The sequence below is a fragment of the Burkholderia sp. BCC1644 genome, from assembly GCF_902833225.1.
GTDB lineage: Bacteria > Pseudomonadota > Gammaproteobacteria > Burkholderiales > Burkholderiaceae > Burkholderia.
Window position 1 is genome coordinate 118,001 of the sequence record NZ_CADFEI010000013.1, and the last position, 15,576, is coordinate 133,576.

The window sequence follows — 15,576 nt, forward strand, 5'->3', positions numbered from 1 at the left end:
CATGTCGCGCCTGCTCGTCATCTTCCGGCTCGGGGTCAAGGAACTCTGGAGCCTCGCCCGCGACCCGATCCTGCTCGCGCTGATCGTCTACACGTTCAGCGCGTCGATCTACGTCGCGGCCACCGCGCGCCCGGAAACGCTGCACAAGGTGCCGATCGCGATCGTCGACGAAGACGCGTCGCCGCTGTCGGCGCGCATCGCCGCGGCGTTCTTCCCGCCCCAGTTCGCACCGCCGCCGATCGTCGACGCGGCCGCGGCCGATCGCGGCCTCGACAACGGCGACTACACGTTCTCGATCGACATTCCGCCGGATTTCCAGCGCGACGTGCTCGCCGGCCGTCACGCGACGATCCAGCTCAACGTCGACGCGACCCGCATGACGCAGGCCTTCACCGGCGGCGGCTACGTGCAGCAGATCGTATCGGGCGAAATCGACGCATTCGTGCAGCGCTATCGCGGCGCGCCGTCACCGCCCGTCGATCTCGCGATGCGGATGCGCTTCAACCCGAATCTCGACGAAGTGTGGTTCGGCGCGCTGATGGAACTGATCAACAACGTGACGATGCTGTCGATGATCCTCACCGGGGCCGCGCTGATCCGCGAGCGCGAGCACGGCACGATCGAGCATCTGCTCGTGATGCCGGTCACCGCCGCGGAAATCATGCTCGCGAAGGTCTGGTCGATGGGGCTCGTCGTCACGGTGGCGGCCGTCGCGTCGCTGACGCTGGTCGTCGGCGGCGCGCTGCACGTGCCGATTCCGGGTTCCATCCCGCTGTTCGTCGCCGGCATGGCGCTGCACCTGTTCGCGACGACGTCGATGGGCATTTTCCTCGCGACGCTCGTGCGCAGCATGCCGCAGTTCGGGATGCTGCTGGTGCTCGTGCTGCTGCCGCTGCAGCTACTGTCGGGCGGACTGACACCGCGCGAGAGCATGCCGCTCGCTGTGCAGGACATCATGCTGGCCGCGCCGACCACGCATTTCGTCGAACTCTCACAACGCATCCTGTACCGCGGCGCGGGCCTCGATGCGGTCTGGCTCCAGTTCGCGGTGCTGTTTGCGATCGGTTGCGTGCTGTTCCTGCTGTCGCTGATGCGCTTTCGAAAGACGATCGCCCAGATGACGTGACCGGCCCGGCGGGCGGCCGCCCTTGCGGCGCCTGGATTCGTCCGTTGATACAGATCAACCGTGCCGGCACCCTTCGCGCAATCATGACATCACATCCTGCACAAGCCCTGTAGGCCGCGAGCGCGGCAAAGCGGCATTGCAATCACGGCGGCCGATGGCCACCACACCGGAGAACGTCATGATGCGCCCGCCCTACCGGATCGTTGTTGCCACGCTCGGCGTGTTCATCGCACTCGGGTCGCTGCTGGGCGTCGTGCATGCGATGCTGGTCGGGGTGCACGTCCTCCCGTACGCGATCGTCGCACTGGTTTCGGGCGTCGGCGCCTTCGTCGCCCAGTTGAATTCGGTCGTCGGCGAGCATTCGTGATGCGCCCGCACGTCACGCATTCTTCATCATGAACGGCATCCTCCGCCTCGCGTTCAAGCTGCTCGTGAACGACAGTGCGAAGTTCACCGCGCTGACCGTCGGCATCACGTTCTCGGTATTGCTGATGATCGAGATGACGTCGCTGTTCGCCGGGATCCTGAACAAGTCGTCGGCGTCCGTCATCAACATCGGCGCGAAGGTCTGGGTGATGGACCCGGCCGTGAAGACGATCGCGAACAGCATCGGCATGCCCGACTACGTGCTCGACGCGGTGCGCAGCATCGACGGCGTGAAGTATGCGGTGCCGCTCTACTCCGGCGCCGCGCTCGTCAAGCTGCGCTCCGGCACCTACCAGGCCGTGACGGTCGTCGGCCTCGACGACGCGAGCCTGCTCGGCCGCCCGACGATGCTGCAGGGCCGGATCGAGGACATCTACGCGGAGAACGGCTTCATCGCGATCCAGGATCCCGAGTTTCCGAAGCTCGAGAATCCGTCGGTCGGCACCGATTTCGAGTTGAACGATCATCGCGGCGTGATCGTCGGCATCGCAAAGGTGGCGGCCAGCGGGCTGTTCGGCACGCCGACGCTCTACACCACGTACGCCCGTGCGATCCAGTACATCCCGTCGCCGCGCTTCACGACGTCGTACATTCTCGTCGAGCCGAAGTCGGACGCGGACATCGCACACATCAAGGCCGTCGTGAAATCGCTCGGCTATCTCGCCTACACGCGCGACGAATTCATCGCGCAGATCGCGCGCTTCTACAAGTACGAGACGGGGCTGGGTACCAACATCATGCTGATGACGATCATCAGCTTCATCATCGGCCTGTCGATCTCGGGCCAGACGTTCTATGCGTTCATCCTCGAGAACCTGGACAAGTTCGGCGCGCTGAAGGCGATCGGCGCGAAAAGCCGCGAACTCGTCGCGATGATCCTGTTCCAGGCGACGTTTACCGCGCTGACCGGCTACGGCATCGGCGTCGGCCTGTGCGTGCTGATGATCAGCCTAGCGAAGCTGCAGATTCCGGATTACGCGGCGCTCGTCACGTTCGGCAATCTGGCGCTCGCGTTCGGGATGGTGGTCGTGATCGCGACGATCTCGAGCTATCTCGGCGTGCGGCGCGTGCTGCGCATCGAGCCGTTCGACATTTTCCGGGGCTGACGATGGCGAACGTCGCGATCGACGCACAAGGCGTCAGCAAGTGGTTCGGCGAAGGCGACGCGCGCACGCAGGCGTTGTGCGACGTATCGATGCAGGCGAACTTCGGCGAGATGCTGCTGATCGTCGGGCCGTCCGGCAGCGGCAAGACGACACTGCTCAGCGTGATCTCGGGCATCCTGCGGCCGGAATCCGGCTCGGTGGCGATCGACGGCGTCGACCTGTGGACGCAGCCGAACGACGCGATCGCCGATTTCCGGCTGAACCGGATCGGCTTCGTATTCCAGGACTACCACCTGTTCCCGCGACTCACGACCGTGGAGAACGTCGCGATCCCGCTGATCCTGAAACGCCGGCAGTGGGACGAAGCGATGCATGAAGCGCTCGGCTACCTCGACGTCGTCGGGCTCGGCAATCGTGCGCAACTGCCGCCCGTCAAGCTGTCCGGCGGCGAACAGCAGCGCGTCGCGATCGCACGTGCGATCGTCAGCCAGCCCGACCTGCTGATCCTCGACGAGCCGACCGCGTCGCTCGACGGCGACACGGGCCGCATGATCATCGACTTCGTCAAGCACCAGGTGCTGAACGACACGCGCTGCATCGTGATCGTCACGCACGATGCGCGGATCTTCGAATACGCGGATCGCATCCTGCGGATGGAGGACGGCAAGCTGAACGGCATCGATCGCGGAGGTGCGCGATGAAGCACAAGCTCGTGTTCGCGGCGGCCCTGCTCGGCTTCGTCGCGAGCCTCGCCGCCGCGTGGCTGTACAGCCGCCAGGAGCCGCCGCAGCCGCCGGTGTTCAAGCCGGCCGCCAATCCGTACGCGCGCGGCGTCTATGCGAACGGCATCGTCGAAAGCGAGCAGCCGGCCGGCGCGAACGTGAACGTCTACCCGGACGTGTCGGGCGCGGTGACGCGCATCCTCGTGCACGACGGCGATCCGGTGAAGGCCGACGATGCGCTGCTGACGATCGACGACTCGGTGCAGCGCGCCACCGCCGCGCAGCTCGCGGCGCAGGCCGACTCGGCCCTCGCCTTGCTCGACGAGCTGAAGGCGCAGCCGCGCCGCGAGGTGCTCGACGTGGCGAGTGCGCAGACCACGGCCGCGCAGGCCAGCCTGAAGCTCGCGCAGGACCAGTACGACAAGCAGCGGCACGCGTACGACATCGACCCGAAGGCCGTCAGCCGCGATGCACTCGATACGGCCGCGAACGCGGTACGCGTCGCGGCGGCCAACCTGGACGTCGTGACGCGGCAGTATCGCCTGACGAAAGCCGGCGCGTGGAGTTACGACGTGCGCAACCAGGAAGCGCAGGCCGTCGCGCTGCGGCGCGCGGCCGACGCGGCGGCAGCCCTGCTCGCCCGCTACACGCTGCGCGCGCCGGCGGACGGCACGGTTCTGGCGATGAACGCGGCCGTCGGGTCCTACCTGACTTCGCAGGGGCTCTACGACACCTATACGCAGGGCAACGCCCCCGTCGCAGTGCTCGGCACGCCGGTCGACCGCCTGCAGGTGCGCTGCTACATCGACGAGATCCTGATCCACCAGCTGCCCGACCTGCACGCGCTGAAGGCGCACATGTTCGTGCGCGGCACGTCGGTCGAGGCCGATCTCCAGTTCGTCCGCGTCCAGCCGTACGTCACGCCGAAAATCGAATTGTCCGACCAGCGCACCGAGCGCGTCGACGTGCGCGTGCTGCCGGTCATCTTCCGTATCGTGCCGAACAAGGATGTCCGGTTGTTCCCCGGACAGATCGTCGATGTGTACGTGGCCGGCAAGTGATCGCCCCGTCTGCAGCCTGCTGCGTGCAGCGGTCCTGCTCGCGACCATCGCGTGGCTGCCCGGATGCATGGTCGGCCCCGATTTCACCCGTCCGTCCGCCCCGCACGTGTCGCGCTTCGCGCCCGCCGACGCCAGTTCCGGTGCGTGGACCGGCGGCGGGCAAACGCAGGCGCTGTCGGCCGCCGAGCCGCTCACGCGCGACTGGTGGACGCGCTTCGGCAGCCATGCGATCGACTCGGCGGTCGACGACGCGTTGTCCGGCAGCCCGACGCTCGCCGGTGCGCAAGCGACGCTGCGGCGCAGCGAACATGCGCTGCGGGCCGGCGAAGGCATCTTCTTTCCGCAGCTGGATGCGCAGGCAGGTGCATCGCGCCAGCGCTACGCGCCGCTGCGCACGGGGCAGGCGCTGCCGGCGTCGATCTTCAACCTGTACACGCTGTCGGCGACGGTCAGCTACACGCTCGACCTGTGGGGCGGCGAGCGGCGCCAGGTCGAAGCGCTGGCGGCCGGCGTCGACGCGCAGCGCCAGGCGCTTGCGGGTGCGTATCTGATGCTGACCGCCAACGTCGTCAACACGATGGTCGCGCGCGCCGCCTATCGGGACGAAGCCGCGGCCACACGCGAGATGATCGGCCTGCTCGACGAGCAGATCCGCCTGACGCGCGCGCAGGTGACAGCCGGCGCGGCCGCCTACGTGGCCGTGCTGACGCTGGAATCGCAACGGGCGTCGCTCGAGGCGACGCTGCCCGCGCTCGACCAGAAACGCGCGCAGGCCGACGACCTGCTCGCGCTGCTCGCCGGGCGCTACCCCGCCGACTGGCAGCCACCCGACCTGTCGCTCGAGCGCATCGCCCTGCCGGCCAGCCTGCCGGATACGGCGCCGTCGTCGCTCGTGCGCCGCCGGCCAGATATCCTGCAAGCGGAAGCGCAACTGCATGTGGCCAGCGCTCAGGTCGGCGTCGCGACGGCCGCGCTCTACCCGAATCTCACGCTGTCCGCGTCGGGCGGCTTCGACAGCATCGTCGCCGGCCAACTGTTCGCGCCGGCCGGCCGCGCGTGGAGCGTCGGCGCCGGACTCACCGCCCCGCTCTTTCACGGCGGCACGCTGCTGAACCAGCGGCGCGCCGCGCAGGATGCGTACGACGAGGCCGACGCGGCCTATCGGCAGGTGGTGCTGGCGGCGTTCTCGCAGGTGGCCGACACGCTGCGCGCGCTCGCGAACGATGCGACCGCGCTCGATGCGCAGGCCCGCGCCATGGCCGCGGCCCGCGATGCACTGGCGCTCACGCAGGCCGGCTACGACGCGGGGATCTCGGGCTACGTGCAGTTGCTGGTCGCCGACGTGCAATTCCATCAGGCGCGTCTTGCCTGGCTGCAGGCGGTCGCGCAGCGGCTGCAGGACACGGTCGCGTTCTACGTCGCGCTCGGCGGCGGCTGGGGCGACGCGAGTTGACCCTCTGCCCGCGCGGGTGCCCGGTCAATCCGTCTGCGGGTGCGTCTCGATGCCGGGCTGCTGCCAGGACGGCAGTTCGGCCCAGCCGAGCGGGCCATAGACGGTACCGCCGGCGGCCTCGATTGTCTCGACGAATTCGGCGACTGTCGCGCCGGCCGGAACGGTCAGCTTCATCGCGTCGACGAATTCCTCGCTGCGCAACCACGGCACCGCGCCGTCGTTGATCTGCTCGACGCTCCAGTCCTGCCCGTGTCGACCGGCTTCGGGCGGCAGCAGGTTCGGTACGTCGAACGCCACGCGCAACAGCTGCGCGCGCGAATCGCTGTAAGGCGGTTGCGCGACGTCCTGGTAAGGCACGTCGGCCCAGCTTTGACCGCATTGCAGGTCGAGCGGCAGGCAGGTAAACCACGCCCAGGGCGCGCGGACGAAGCACAGCCGGTAGCCGGTCCGCGCGCCGTCCAGATTGGCGATCAGCGTCATGATGGTTCGTCCCTGAAGCGTCGTAATCTCGCTGCGCATTGCGCACAGGGTGTACGCAACCTGCGCGGATGGCGGGATCACGAAATCGCCTTCGCGCATGCGACCACTATCGTGCCACCGTCCGGCCCGGAGGTTGATTGACGTCAAACAGGAGCAGCGCCGGCTGGTTGGCAAACCTCGCGCCCCCGGCATGGATACGGAAATCCCTGATTTCCATCAATTGTTCCACGCGCATCCGCGCTGTAATCGGTTCACCGCTACCTCGAATCCCGGTGAGGCATTCATGAAACTGACTTTTCTCGGTGCGACCGAAACCGTGACCGGCTCGAAGTACCTGCTCGAGCGCGGCAACCGGCGCGTACTGGTCGATTGCGGGCTGTTCCAGGGCACGAAGAACCTGCGGCTGCGCAACTGGAGCCCGTTGCCGGTCGCGCCCGACACGCTCGACGCGGTCGTGCTCACGCACGCACATGTCGACCATACCGGCTACCTTCCGGTGCTGGCGCGCGAAGGGTTTCGCGGGCCGGTGTACTGCACGGCGGCCACGGCCGAACTCTGCGACATCATGCTGCGCGACAGCGCGCGATTGCAGGAAGAGGAAGCCGACTTCGCGAACCGCCACGGCTACTCGAAGCATCACCCCGCACAGCCACTCTACACGCTGGACGATGCGCAGCGCGCGCTGCACCTGTTGAAGCCCGTCGCGTTCGACGAATGCACCGCGCTGGGCGACGGCCTGGCGTTCCGCCTGCTGCCGGCCGGGCATATTCTCGGCGCGGCGAGCGTCGTGATGCACTGGGATCACAAGGTACTGGCGTTCTCGGGCGACCTCGGCCGCTATCACGACCCGATCATGCAGCCGCCGCTGGCGCCCGCGCATGCGGACTACCTGGTTGTCGAATCGACGTACGGCGACCGGCTGCATCCGGAATCCGACCCCGAGAACGAACTGGCCGCGCTGTTCGACAAGACCTTCGCGCGCGGCGGTGTCGTGGTGATGCCCTGTTTCACCGTCGGCCGCGCGCAGGAAATCCTGCACTACATCGCGCGGCTGAAGGCGTCCGGCCGCATGGCACGCGTCCCGGTATTTCTCGACAGCCCGATGGCGACGGACGTGACCGAGATCTATCGTCACCATATTCTCGAACACCGGTTGACCCCGTCCGAAGCGAATGCGCTCGGTCACGCGGCCACGATGATCCGGTCGGTCGAGCAGTCGAAAGCGATCGCCGAACATCATGGCCCGATGGTCATCATCGCCGGCAGCGGGATGGCGACGGGCGGCCGTGTACTGCACCACCTGAGCCGCTACGCGCCCGATGCGCGCAACACGATCGCGCTGGTCGGCTACCAGGCGGCCGGCACGCGCGGCGCGGCGCTGGCCGCGCACGAGCCGACACTGAAGATTCACGGCGAATACGTGCGCGTGCGCGCGCAGGTCGAGTCGATCACGACGCTCTCCGCGCATGCCGACTACGAGGAGATTCTCCGCTGGCTCGGTACGATGCAGCGCGCGCCGGTGCGGACCTTCGTCACGCACGGCGAACCCGCGGCGGCCGATGCGTTGCGTCGGCGTATCGCGGAGCGACTGCACTGGTCGTGCGAGGTGCCGACTTACGCGCAGTGCGTCGATCTCGATGCGGTCGAATCGGGCGACACGCAGGAGCCGGCCGCGCTTTCATCCTGACGGCAACGCCGACGGTGGCGGCAACGCTCGGGCCGGCGCGGCGGGAACCGGACATCGCGTACCAGTTCCCGTGCACGCACCGCTCGGCGATCGGCCCTCAACCGACTTCGATGATGACCTTCAGCGCATGGGTTTCAGCCGCGCGGCCGAAGGTGTCGTACGCACGCTCGACGTCATCGAGCGAAAACCGGTGCGTGATCAGGCGCGTCGGATCGAGACGCCCGGCGCGCACGGTCTTCAGCAGCATCGGCGTGCTGACCGTGTCGACGAGCCGTGTCGTGATCGAGATGTTGCGATCCCACAGCTTCTCGAGGTGCAGGTCGGCCTTGACCCCGTGCACGCCGACGTTCGCGACCACGCCGCCCGGTGCCACCAGTGACGTGCACATCTCGAACGTCGCCGGAATGCCGACCGCCTCGATCGCGCAATCCACGCCGACGCCGTCGGTCAGCTTCATGACTTCCGCCACCGGGTCGCCGGTGTGGCCGTCGAGGCAATCGGTCGCGCCGAAGCGCCGCGCCACGTCCAGCCGGTTGCTGTCCGGATCGATCATGATGATCTGCGCGGGCGAGTAGAACTGCGCGGTCAGCAACGCTGCCAGCCCGATCGGGCCCGCGCCGACGATCGCGACCGAGCAGCCGGGCTGCACCTTGCCGTTCAGCACGCCGCATTCGAACCCGGTCGGCAGGATGTCGGACAGCATCACGAGCGCGTCCTCGTCTGCGCCCGGCGGGATCCGGTAGAGGCTCGTCGGCGCATGCGGAATGCGCACGTACTCGGCCTGCGTGCCATCAATCCGGTTCCCGAGGATCCAGCCGCCCGTCGTGCAATGCGAATACAGGCCGCGCCGGCAGTATTCGCAGCGGCCGCACGACGAGATGCATGAAATGAGCACATGATCGCCCGGCTTCAGCGAATCGACCGCAGCGCCGACCTGCTCGACGATGCCGACGCCCTCGTGGCCAAGAATGCGGCCGGGCTCGCACGTCGGTACATCGCCCTTGAGAATATGCAGATCGGTGCCGCAGATTGTCGTGCGCGTCACGCGGACGATCGCGTCGGTGGGCGACTGCAGTTCCGGCATGGGCCGCTCCTCGAGCGTCTTGCGCCCGGGCCCGTGGTAGACGAGTGCTTTCATCGCGGTTCCTCCATCGAAAAAAGGGTTACGGGTTCGTTGATCAGGATTGCGGCGGATGCCGACCCTGCGCCAGCACCATCGCGAGTGCGCAGGATGCGATCCGGACAGCGACGCTGTCGGCGCGGCTCGTCAGCACGATCGGCACGCGTGCGCCCACGACGATGCCTGCGCTGACGGCACCGCCCAGATATTCGAGCTGCTTCGCGAGCAGGTTGCCCGCTTCGATATCGGGAACGATCAGGATGTCGGCGCGGCCGGCCACCGGCGAATCGATCCCCTTGTCGCGCGCGGCCCGCTGCGATATCGCGTTGTCGAACGCGAGCGGGCCGTCGACGATCGCGCCCGCGATCTGGCCGCGCTCGGCCATTTTCGCGAGCGCGGCCGCATCGAGCGTCGAGCGCATCGCCGGATTGACGGTTTCGACCGCGCACAGAACTGCCACGCGCGGGCAGGCAACGCCAAGCGCATGGGCGACGTCGATCGCGTTCTGCGTGATGGATGCCTTCTGCGCGAGATCCGGCGCGATGTTCACCGCCGCGTCGGTCAGGATGAACGGACGCGGATACGCCGGTGTCTCGATCAGGAAACAGTGGGACACGCGCTTGTCGGTGCGCAGGCCGGAATCTGCCGCGACGACCGCGCCCATCAGCTCGTCCGTATGCAGGCTGCCCTTCATCAGCGCGCCGGCGCGGCCGGCTGCCGCGAGTTCGACCGCGCGTGCCGCCGCCGCATGGCTGTGCGGGACGTCCTCGATCGTCCACTTCGAAAGATCGACGCCCGCCTCGTTCGCCACGAGCAGCACCTTGGCGCGAGGCGCGACGATCAGCGGTTCGATCAATGCCCCCACAGGCGACGAGCCCAGCGCGGCAAGCGCAATGAGACTGGTCGCGTCGCACGGATGCACGACGGCGACGACGAGCGGCGCAGCGTTTCGTGCACGCGCGATCAGCGACGGCAGTTCGCCGTCCGCGCGCGGCAACAGGCCGGGCAGGCATGCGTCGTCGGAACCCGCCGGATGAAGGTTGTCGTTCATGTTTCGAGTACGTAGGCGCCGGGCGCCGCCGCGAGTCCCGCGGCCGGCGTACGGGCCGGCACGTCGCCCGACGAGCGCGCGTGCAACCAGTCGCTCCAGCATGTCCACCACGATCCGTCGACCGCCGGCGTATCGCGTACGAAGTCGTGCCGGCTGCGGTAGGCCGCGCCAGGTTCGCGGGTCGCACATCGATAATGGCGCCCCGGATGGCCCGGTTCGGACACGATGCCCGCGTTGTGCCCGCCCGATGTCAGCACGAAGGTCAGCGCGTGGTGCGTGAGCAGATGGAGCTTGTAGACGGAACGCCACGGGGACACGTGATCGCGCTCGGTGCCGACCACGAACGTCGGCACGTCGAGATCCGACAACGCGACCGGCCGCCCGTCGACGCAGTAGCGGCCGGCCGCGAGATCGTTGTCGAGAAAGAGCCGCGTCAGGTATTCCGAATGCATGCGATAAGGCATGCGCGTGGTGTCCGCATTCCACGACATCAGGTCGTTGGGCTTCGTGCGCTTGCCGAGCAGATATTCGCTCATCATCCGCGACCAGATCAGGTCGCGCGCGTTCAGCAGTTCGAACGCGGCGGACATCTGCGCACCGTCCAGGTAGCCCTGCCGCCACATCAACGCATCGAGCGCGGACAGTTCGCTCGCATCGATGAACAGGCCGAGTTCTCCGGGTTCGCTGAAGTCGGTCTGGGCCGCCAGCAACGTCACCGAGCGCAGCGCTTCCTGTTGCTGCCCGTCGCGCGCCAGCGCCGCCGCGGCAATCGCCAGCAACGTGCCGCCCAGACAATAGCCGGCCGCGTGGACCGCCTCGCCGCAGATCGACCGGGCGGCGTCAAGCGCCGCCATGCATCCGTCACGCAGGTAATCGTCGAGCCCGAGGTCGCGGGCCTCCGCGCCCGGGTTGCGCCACGACACGGCGAACACCGTGTAGCCGGCATCGACCAGGAAGCGGATCAGCGAATTGTGCGGCTGCAGATCGAGGATGTAGTACTTCATGATCCACGACGGTACGATCAGGACCGGTTCGCGCGCCACGCGGGCCGTCGTCGGGTCGTACTGCAGCAGTTCGCACAACGCGTTGCGCCAGACGACGCGCCCCGGCGTGACCGCCACGTCGCGTCCCGGCAGATACGCGCGCGTGTCGCGGGCGGGTGTGCCACAAGCCCGGTCGAGCCATGCGTTCGTGTCGTCGAGACAGTGCCGCGCGCCCGTCGCGAGGTTCGCGCCGCCGCTGCTCATTGTCGCGTCGAGTACGACCGGATTGGTCGCCAGGAAGTTGCCGGGCGAGCACGCGTCCAGCCATTGACGTGCGACGAACCCGACCAGCTCCTCGTGGTGCCGTTCGACGCCCGGCACGCTGCGCGTCGCGTCGTGCCACCAGCGCTGGACCGACAGGAAACCGTCGCGATACACGCTGAACGGCCAGCCGGCCCACGCCGGCGCGGCGAAGCGCGGGTCGGCCTCGCCGGCATGCACGGCAAGGCCGCTCGTGTCGGCATCGTCGACGCTGCCCTCACGCCGGTTTGTCGCCGGTGCAACGGCGGCCGTGCACGCCTGCATCGCGAGCTCGAAGCATTTTCCCGGCGACACCGCCAGATGCGCGCCCCAGTCGAGCACGGCCAGCGCGAGCGACACGGGCGACAGGCCGAAGGTCATCGCGGCGACGTTCGCATGCGCCGCCCGGTTCCATTGTTCGGCGGGGGTCATCCGGGACGACGCGCATTCGCTCGCCACCGGCGCCTGCCCGTCGTGGCCCGGCGTCTGCGTCGATTCTCGCGGGAGCGGCACCCGCATGATGGACGCTTTCATTTCATGTGCATGCCGCCGTTGACATCGAATTCGGCGCCTGTCGCAAATGCACCCGCGTCGGAACACAGGAACGCGACGAGCGCGGCGATTTCGTCGGGATCGCCCAGACGGCCGACCGGAATCTGCGGCAGGATCTTCGTCTCGAGCACTTCCTTCGGCACCGACTCCAGCATCGCGGTGGCCAGGTAGCCGGGGGCGACCGTGTTGACCGTCACGCCGTGACGCGCGAGTTCGAGCGCGAGCGCCTTCGTGAAGCCGTGGATGCCGGCCTTCGCGGCCGCGTAGTTCGCCTGCCCGTACGCACCTCGCTCCCCGTTCACGGACCCGATGTTCACGATCCGCCCGAAGCCGGCGTCGATCATGCCAGGCACGAACGGCTTCGTCATGTTGAACAGGCCGTCGAGATTGGTGCGCAGCACCGCATCCCACATGCTCTTGGTCATCTTCACGAAGGTGGCATCGTGCGTGATGCCGGCGTTGTTGACGAGCACGTCGACGCGCCCGAACTCGGCCAGCACGCGTGCCGCACAATGCTGGCACGAGTCGTAGTCGGCCACGTCGACCTCGTACGCATGAAACGTGCGGCCCGCCTCGCGTTCGTGCGCGAGCCACGTCGCGACGTGGTCGTTGCGTTCGGTGTGCGACACCGCCACCGTCATGCCGTCCTCGTGCAGTCGCCGGCTGATCGCGGCGCCAAGGCCGCCCATCCCGCCCGTGACGAACGCAACCCGTTCAGTGCGCATGATCGTGCTCCTGCGCGGCATGGCTGCCGTCGAGACGCCGGACGTCCGCGGCCCCGTAGCCCGAATCGACGGCTCCCGTGATGCCGAGCTCGAACGCGGCCATCCAGTCGCGCCACGGCATGCTTGCTTCGTTGACCATGGCCAGCTTCCCGAGATCGGGCCACCAGTCGGTCTGGTGGCGCGACAGCGCGCCGGCGCTGTAATCGCTCAGCCACGTGCGCCATGCACTCGCGCTTTCGAACTGCCCGTGCATGCACAACTCGGCGGCACCCTGGCAGATCGCGACGGTGGCGACCGTGTAGTCGTGCATCACCTGCCGCGCCGCTTCGCCGAACGCCGTCCACTCGCATGTCGCCGTGAGCGCCTGCTGCAGGTCGCGTACCGCGTCGCGGTCCCGTTCGATGCGCCGCCCAGCCAGCGCATGCCACTCGCGCTGCCAGGCGCAGTTCAGCGCGGCCATGCGCAACGCGAGGTCGCATCCGACGCGCCAGGCGTCGTTCGGTGTCGTCAAAGCGCGGGCGCTCATCGTGTTCCCTCCTTCGATCCGGTCAATGGTTGGCATCCAACTCATGCCGCCTGCCCGCCATCGGCATTGCGACCGCCTCACTGTGCGGCCGCGGCGCACGGCTGCTGTTGATCTGAGTCAAGCGCGCGGAAACCCTGCTTCGTAGACTGGATTGCACTGGCGGATCACCCGTCGATGGAGCGATTCCGATGAGCTACAAAAGCATGGTCGTGCACCTCGATACGAGCGCCCGCGCGCATTCGCGTCTCGAGTTCGCGTTGCGTCTCGCCCGGCGCTTCGGTGCGCATCTCACCGGGCTGTTCGCGGTCTACACGCCCGAGCCGCATTCGTTCTACGTGATGGCCGGTTCCGCCGACTATTTCCGCGAGCACCGCGAGCAGCGCGACGAACGGCTCGCCGCGCTGGAGCGCCTGTTCCATGCGGAGACCGCTCGCGCGAAGGTGCCGTCAACCTGGGTTCGCGCGGACGAGCGCGCGAATCTGGCCGTGCCGCGCGCCGCCCGTCTCGCCGATCTAGTGATTGCCGGCCAGAGCGACCCGAACGATCCCGAGACCTACATCGACGACCAGTTTCCGGAAAACCTGGTGCTGTCCGCCGGCCGCCCGGTTCTGTTCTGGCCGTACACCGGAGAATTCCCATCGATCGGCGAACGGGTTTTCGTCGCGTGGGACGGCAGCCGCGAAGCGGCCCGCGCCGCGCACGACGCGCTCCCGTTTCTCGAGCATGCGAAGCGCACGACGGTCGTCGCCGTGGTCGACGCCGATTCGGAAGCGGCGACCACGCGCATTCCGGCCGCCGATGCCGCGCTGATGCTCGCGCGCCATGCACGGGACGTGAACGTGCTCGATATCGGGACCGGCACCGGCTCGTCGGTCGGCGACACGCTGCTGTCGCGCGCTTACGAAACGGGTTCCGACCTGCTCGTGATGGGGGCCTACGGCCATCCTCGCTGGCAGGAACTGGTGATGGGCGGCGCCACGCGCACGGTGCTGGCGTCGATGACGCTGCCGGTGCTGATGTCGCATTGAGCCGGCCGATGCGCACGCTCGCGTTGCTCGTCGTCAACGCCGGTTCGTCGAGCGTGAAATTCGCGCTCTTTGCGTACCCGCCGCGCGACGATCCCGCGCGGCGGCCGCTGCACGAGGGCGAAGCGGTCGAGACCGGCAGCAGCGTGTCGATCCGCTTCGATGCCGAACCGGCCGGTGCGCTGCCGCTCGGCGCGAGCGCCCCCTATCGCGACGTGCTCGCACGGATTGCGATGTGGATCCGTGTGCAGTTGCCGCACATCACGGTGGGCGCGATTGCACATCGCGTCGTGCACGGCGGCACACGCTACATGGAGCCGGTGGTCGTCGACGACGCGGTGCTCGACGCGCTTCGCACGCTGACGCCGCTTGCACCGCTGCATCAGCCGCACAGCCTCGATGCGATCGAGGTGCTGCGCGACGCGTTTCCGGGCGTTCCGCATGTCGCCGTGTTCGACACGTCATTTCATCGCACGCTGCCGCGCACCGAGCAGTTGCTGCCGCTGCCGCACGCGTGGTTCGACGAGGGCGTGCGGCGCTACGGGTTCCATGGTTTGTCGTACGAATACTTGGCCGTCGCGCTCGACGAGCAGTTCGGCGCGCGTGCGCACGGCCGCGTGATCGCCGCCCATCTCGGCAGCGGCGCCAGTCTGTGCGCAATGCGCGACTGCCGCAGCGTCGCGACGACGATGGGCTTCTCGGCGCTCGACGGGCTGATGATGAGCACGCGCTGCGGAACGCTCGATCCCGGCGTGGTCCTGCACCTGCTCGAGGTCGGCAAGCTGTCGGGCGACGCGCTGGGCCACCTGCTGTATCACGAGTCGGGGCTCAAGGGCGTCTCGGGCGCATCAGGCGACCCGCGCGTGCTGCTGGCATGCGAAGCCGCCGGCGATGCACTGGCCGGCGATGCGCTGGCGCTGTACGTCCATCGCATCGTGCGCGAGGCCGGTGCGCTGACCGCGGTGCTCGGCGGCCTCGACATGCTGGTCTTCACGGCCGGCATCGGCGAACACTCGGCGGTATTGCGCGAGCGGATCTGCGCGGCGCTCGGCTGGCTCGGCATCGTCATCGACGCGTGTGCGAATGCGGACCATGCACAGGTCGTGTCGTCTTCGTCGAGCGCGGTCACGGTGGTCGTCGAGCCGACCAACGAAGCGTGGATCGCCGCGCGCGCCGCGGTGCGCGTGCTGCGCGGCAACCCTGACGCTTGATCCAGATCAGCGCGAGCGGCGC

General features: G+C 68.0%; 15 protein-coding genes. 9 read left to right on the forward strand and 6 right to left on the reverse strand.

All coding sequences use genetic code 11. The features are described from left to right. The first annotated feature begins 1 nt into the window (after position 1). The 6 genes from HWX87_RS24920 (at position 2) to HWX87_RS24945 (ending at position 5,894) form a co-directional block, all read left to right on the forward strand. Complete coding sequence (locus tag HWX87_RS24920; RefSeq protein ID WP_176049743.1) at positions 2-1,126, forward strand: ABC transporter permease; 1,125 nt, start codon at positions 2-4, stop codon at positions 1,124-1,126. A gap of 178 nt (positions 1,127-1,304) precedes the next feature. Next, complete coding sequence (locus HWX87_RS24925; RefSeq protein ID WP_176049744.1) at positions 1,305-1,493, forward strand: DUF2964 family protein; 189 nt, start codon at positions 1,305-1,307, stop codon at positions 1,491-1,493. Between the two features lie 28 nt (positions 1,494-1,521). Then, positions 1,522-2,658 (forward strand): ABC transporter permease, encoded by a 1,137-nt coding sequence (locus HWX87_RS24930; protein WP_176049745.1) that lies wholly within the window; start codon positions 1,522-1,524, stop codon positions 2,656-2,658. Then, positions 2,655-3,359 carry an ABC transporter ATP-binding protein gene (locus tag HWX87_RS24935; RefSeq protein WP_176049852.1) on the forward strand — a complete coding sequence of 235 codons (705 nt, stop codon included), beginning with the start codon at positions 2,655-2,657 and terminating at the stop codon, positions 3,357-3,359. Before HWX87_RS24930 ends, HWX87_RS24935 begins: the two co-directional genes overlap by 4 nt. After that, positions 3,356-4,441 (forward strand): biotin/lipoyl-binding protein, encoded by a 1,086-nt coding sequence (locus HWX87_RS24940; RefSeq protein ID WP_176049746.1) that lies wholly within the window; start codon positions 3,356-3,358, stop codon positions 4,439-4,441. Before HWX87_RS24935 ends, HWX87_RS24940 begins: the two co-directional genes overlap by 4 nt. Beyond that, complete coding sequence (locus HWX87_RS24945; RefSeq protein ID WP_176049747.1) at positions 4,419-5,894, forward strand: efflux transporter outer membrane subunit; 1,476 nt, start codon at positions 4,419-4,421, stop codon at positions 5,892-5,894. Before HWX87_RS24940 ends, HWX87_RS24945 begins: the two co-directional genes overlap by 23 nt. Before the next feature lie 24 nt (positions 5,895-5,918). Here HWX87_RS24945 and HWX87_RS24950 read toward each other — a convergent pair whose 3' ends face one another. Further along, on the reverse strand, positions 5,919-6,374 hold the full coding sequence (locus tag HWX87_RS24950) for a hypothetical protein (RefSeq protein WP_176049748.1): 456 nt from the start codon (positions 6,372-6,374) through the stop codon (positions 5,919-5,921). 283 nt (positions 6,375-6,657) lie between these two features. Here HWX87_RS24950 and HWX87_RS24955 point away from each other — a divergent pair, with 283 nt between their 5' ends. Beyond that, the gene (locus HWX87_RS24955; RefSeq protein ID WP_176049749.1) at positions 6,658-8,061 is read left to right on the forward strand and encodes an MBL fold metallo-hydrolase; all 1,404 of its coding nucleotides are present in this window, start codon (positions 6,658-6,660) and stop codon (positions 8,059-8,061) included. Positions 8,062-8,158: 97 nt separating this feature from the next. Here HWX87_RS24955 and HWX87_RS24960 read toward each other — a convergent pair whose 3' ends face one another. From HWX87_RS24960 to HWX87_RS24980, 5 genes are read right to left on the reverse strand one after another with little or no spacing between them, the layout of a single operon-like run. After that, positions 8,159-9,199, reverse strand: coding sequence for a zinc-dependent alcohol dehydrogenase family protein (locus tag HWX87_RS24960; RefSeq protein ID WP_176049750.1), 1,041 nt, complete (start codon positions 9,197-9,199; stop codon positions 8,159-8,161). 40 nt (positions 9,200-9,239) lie between these two features. Continuing rightward, on the reverse strand, positions 9,240-10,232 hold the full coding sequence (locus HWX87_RS24965; RefSeq protein ID WP_176049751.1) for a bifunctional enoyl-CoA hydratase/phosphate acetyltransferase: 993 nt from the start codon (positions 10,230-10,232) through the stop codon (positions 9,240-9,242). After that, positions 10,229-12,049, reverse strand: a complete 1,821-nt coding sequence (locus HWX87_RS24970) for an alpha/beta fold hydrolase (RefSeq protein WP_176049752.1) — start codon at positions 12,047-12,049, stop codon at positions 10,229-10,231. Before HWX87_RS24970 ends, HWX87_RS24965 begins: the two co-directional genes overlap by 4 nt. Continuing rightward, on the reverse strand, positions 12,046-12,792 hold the full coding sequence (locus HWX87_RS24975; RefSeq protein ID WP_176049753.1) for a beta-ketoacyl-ACP reductase: 747 nt from the start codon (positions 12,790-12,792) through the stop codon (positions 12,046-12,048). Before HWX87_RS24975 ends, HWX87_RS24970 begins: the two co-directional genes overlap by 4 nt. Then, entirely contained in the window at positions 12,782-13,318 is a 537-nt protein-coding gene (locus HWX87_RS24980) for a hypothetical protein (RefSeq protein ID WP_176049754.1), read from the reverse strand. Before HWX87_RS24980 ends, HWX87_RS24975 begins: the two co-directional genes overlap by 11 nt. A gap of 188 nt (positions 13,319-13,506) precedes the next feature. Here HWX87_RS24980 and HWX87_RS24985 point away from each other — a divergent pair, with 188 nt between their 5' ends. Together HWX87_RS24985 and HWX87_RS24990 are read left to right on the forward strand one after the other, a co-directional pair. Then, positions 13,507-14,346 (forward strand): universal stress protein, encoded by an 840-nt coding sequence (locus HWX87_RS24985; protein ID WP_176049755.1) that lies wholly within the window; start codon positions 13,507-13,509, stop codon positions 14,344-14,346. An 8-nt stretch (positions 14,347-14,354) separates the two neighbouring features. Beyond that, on the forward strand, positions 14,355-15,554 hold the full coding sequence (locus tag HWX87_RS24990) for an acetate/propionate family kinase (protein WP_176049756.1): 1,200 nt from the start codon (positions 14,355-14,357) through the stop codon (positions 15,552-15,554). Positions 15,555-15,576: the final 22 nt, after the last annotated feature.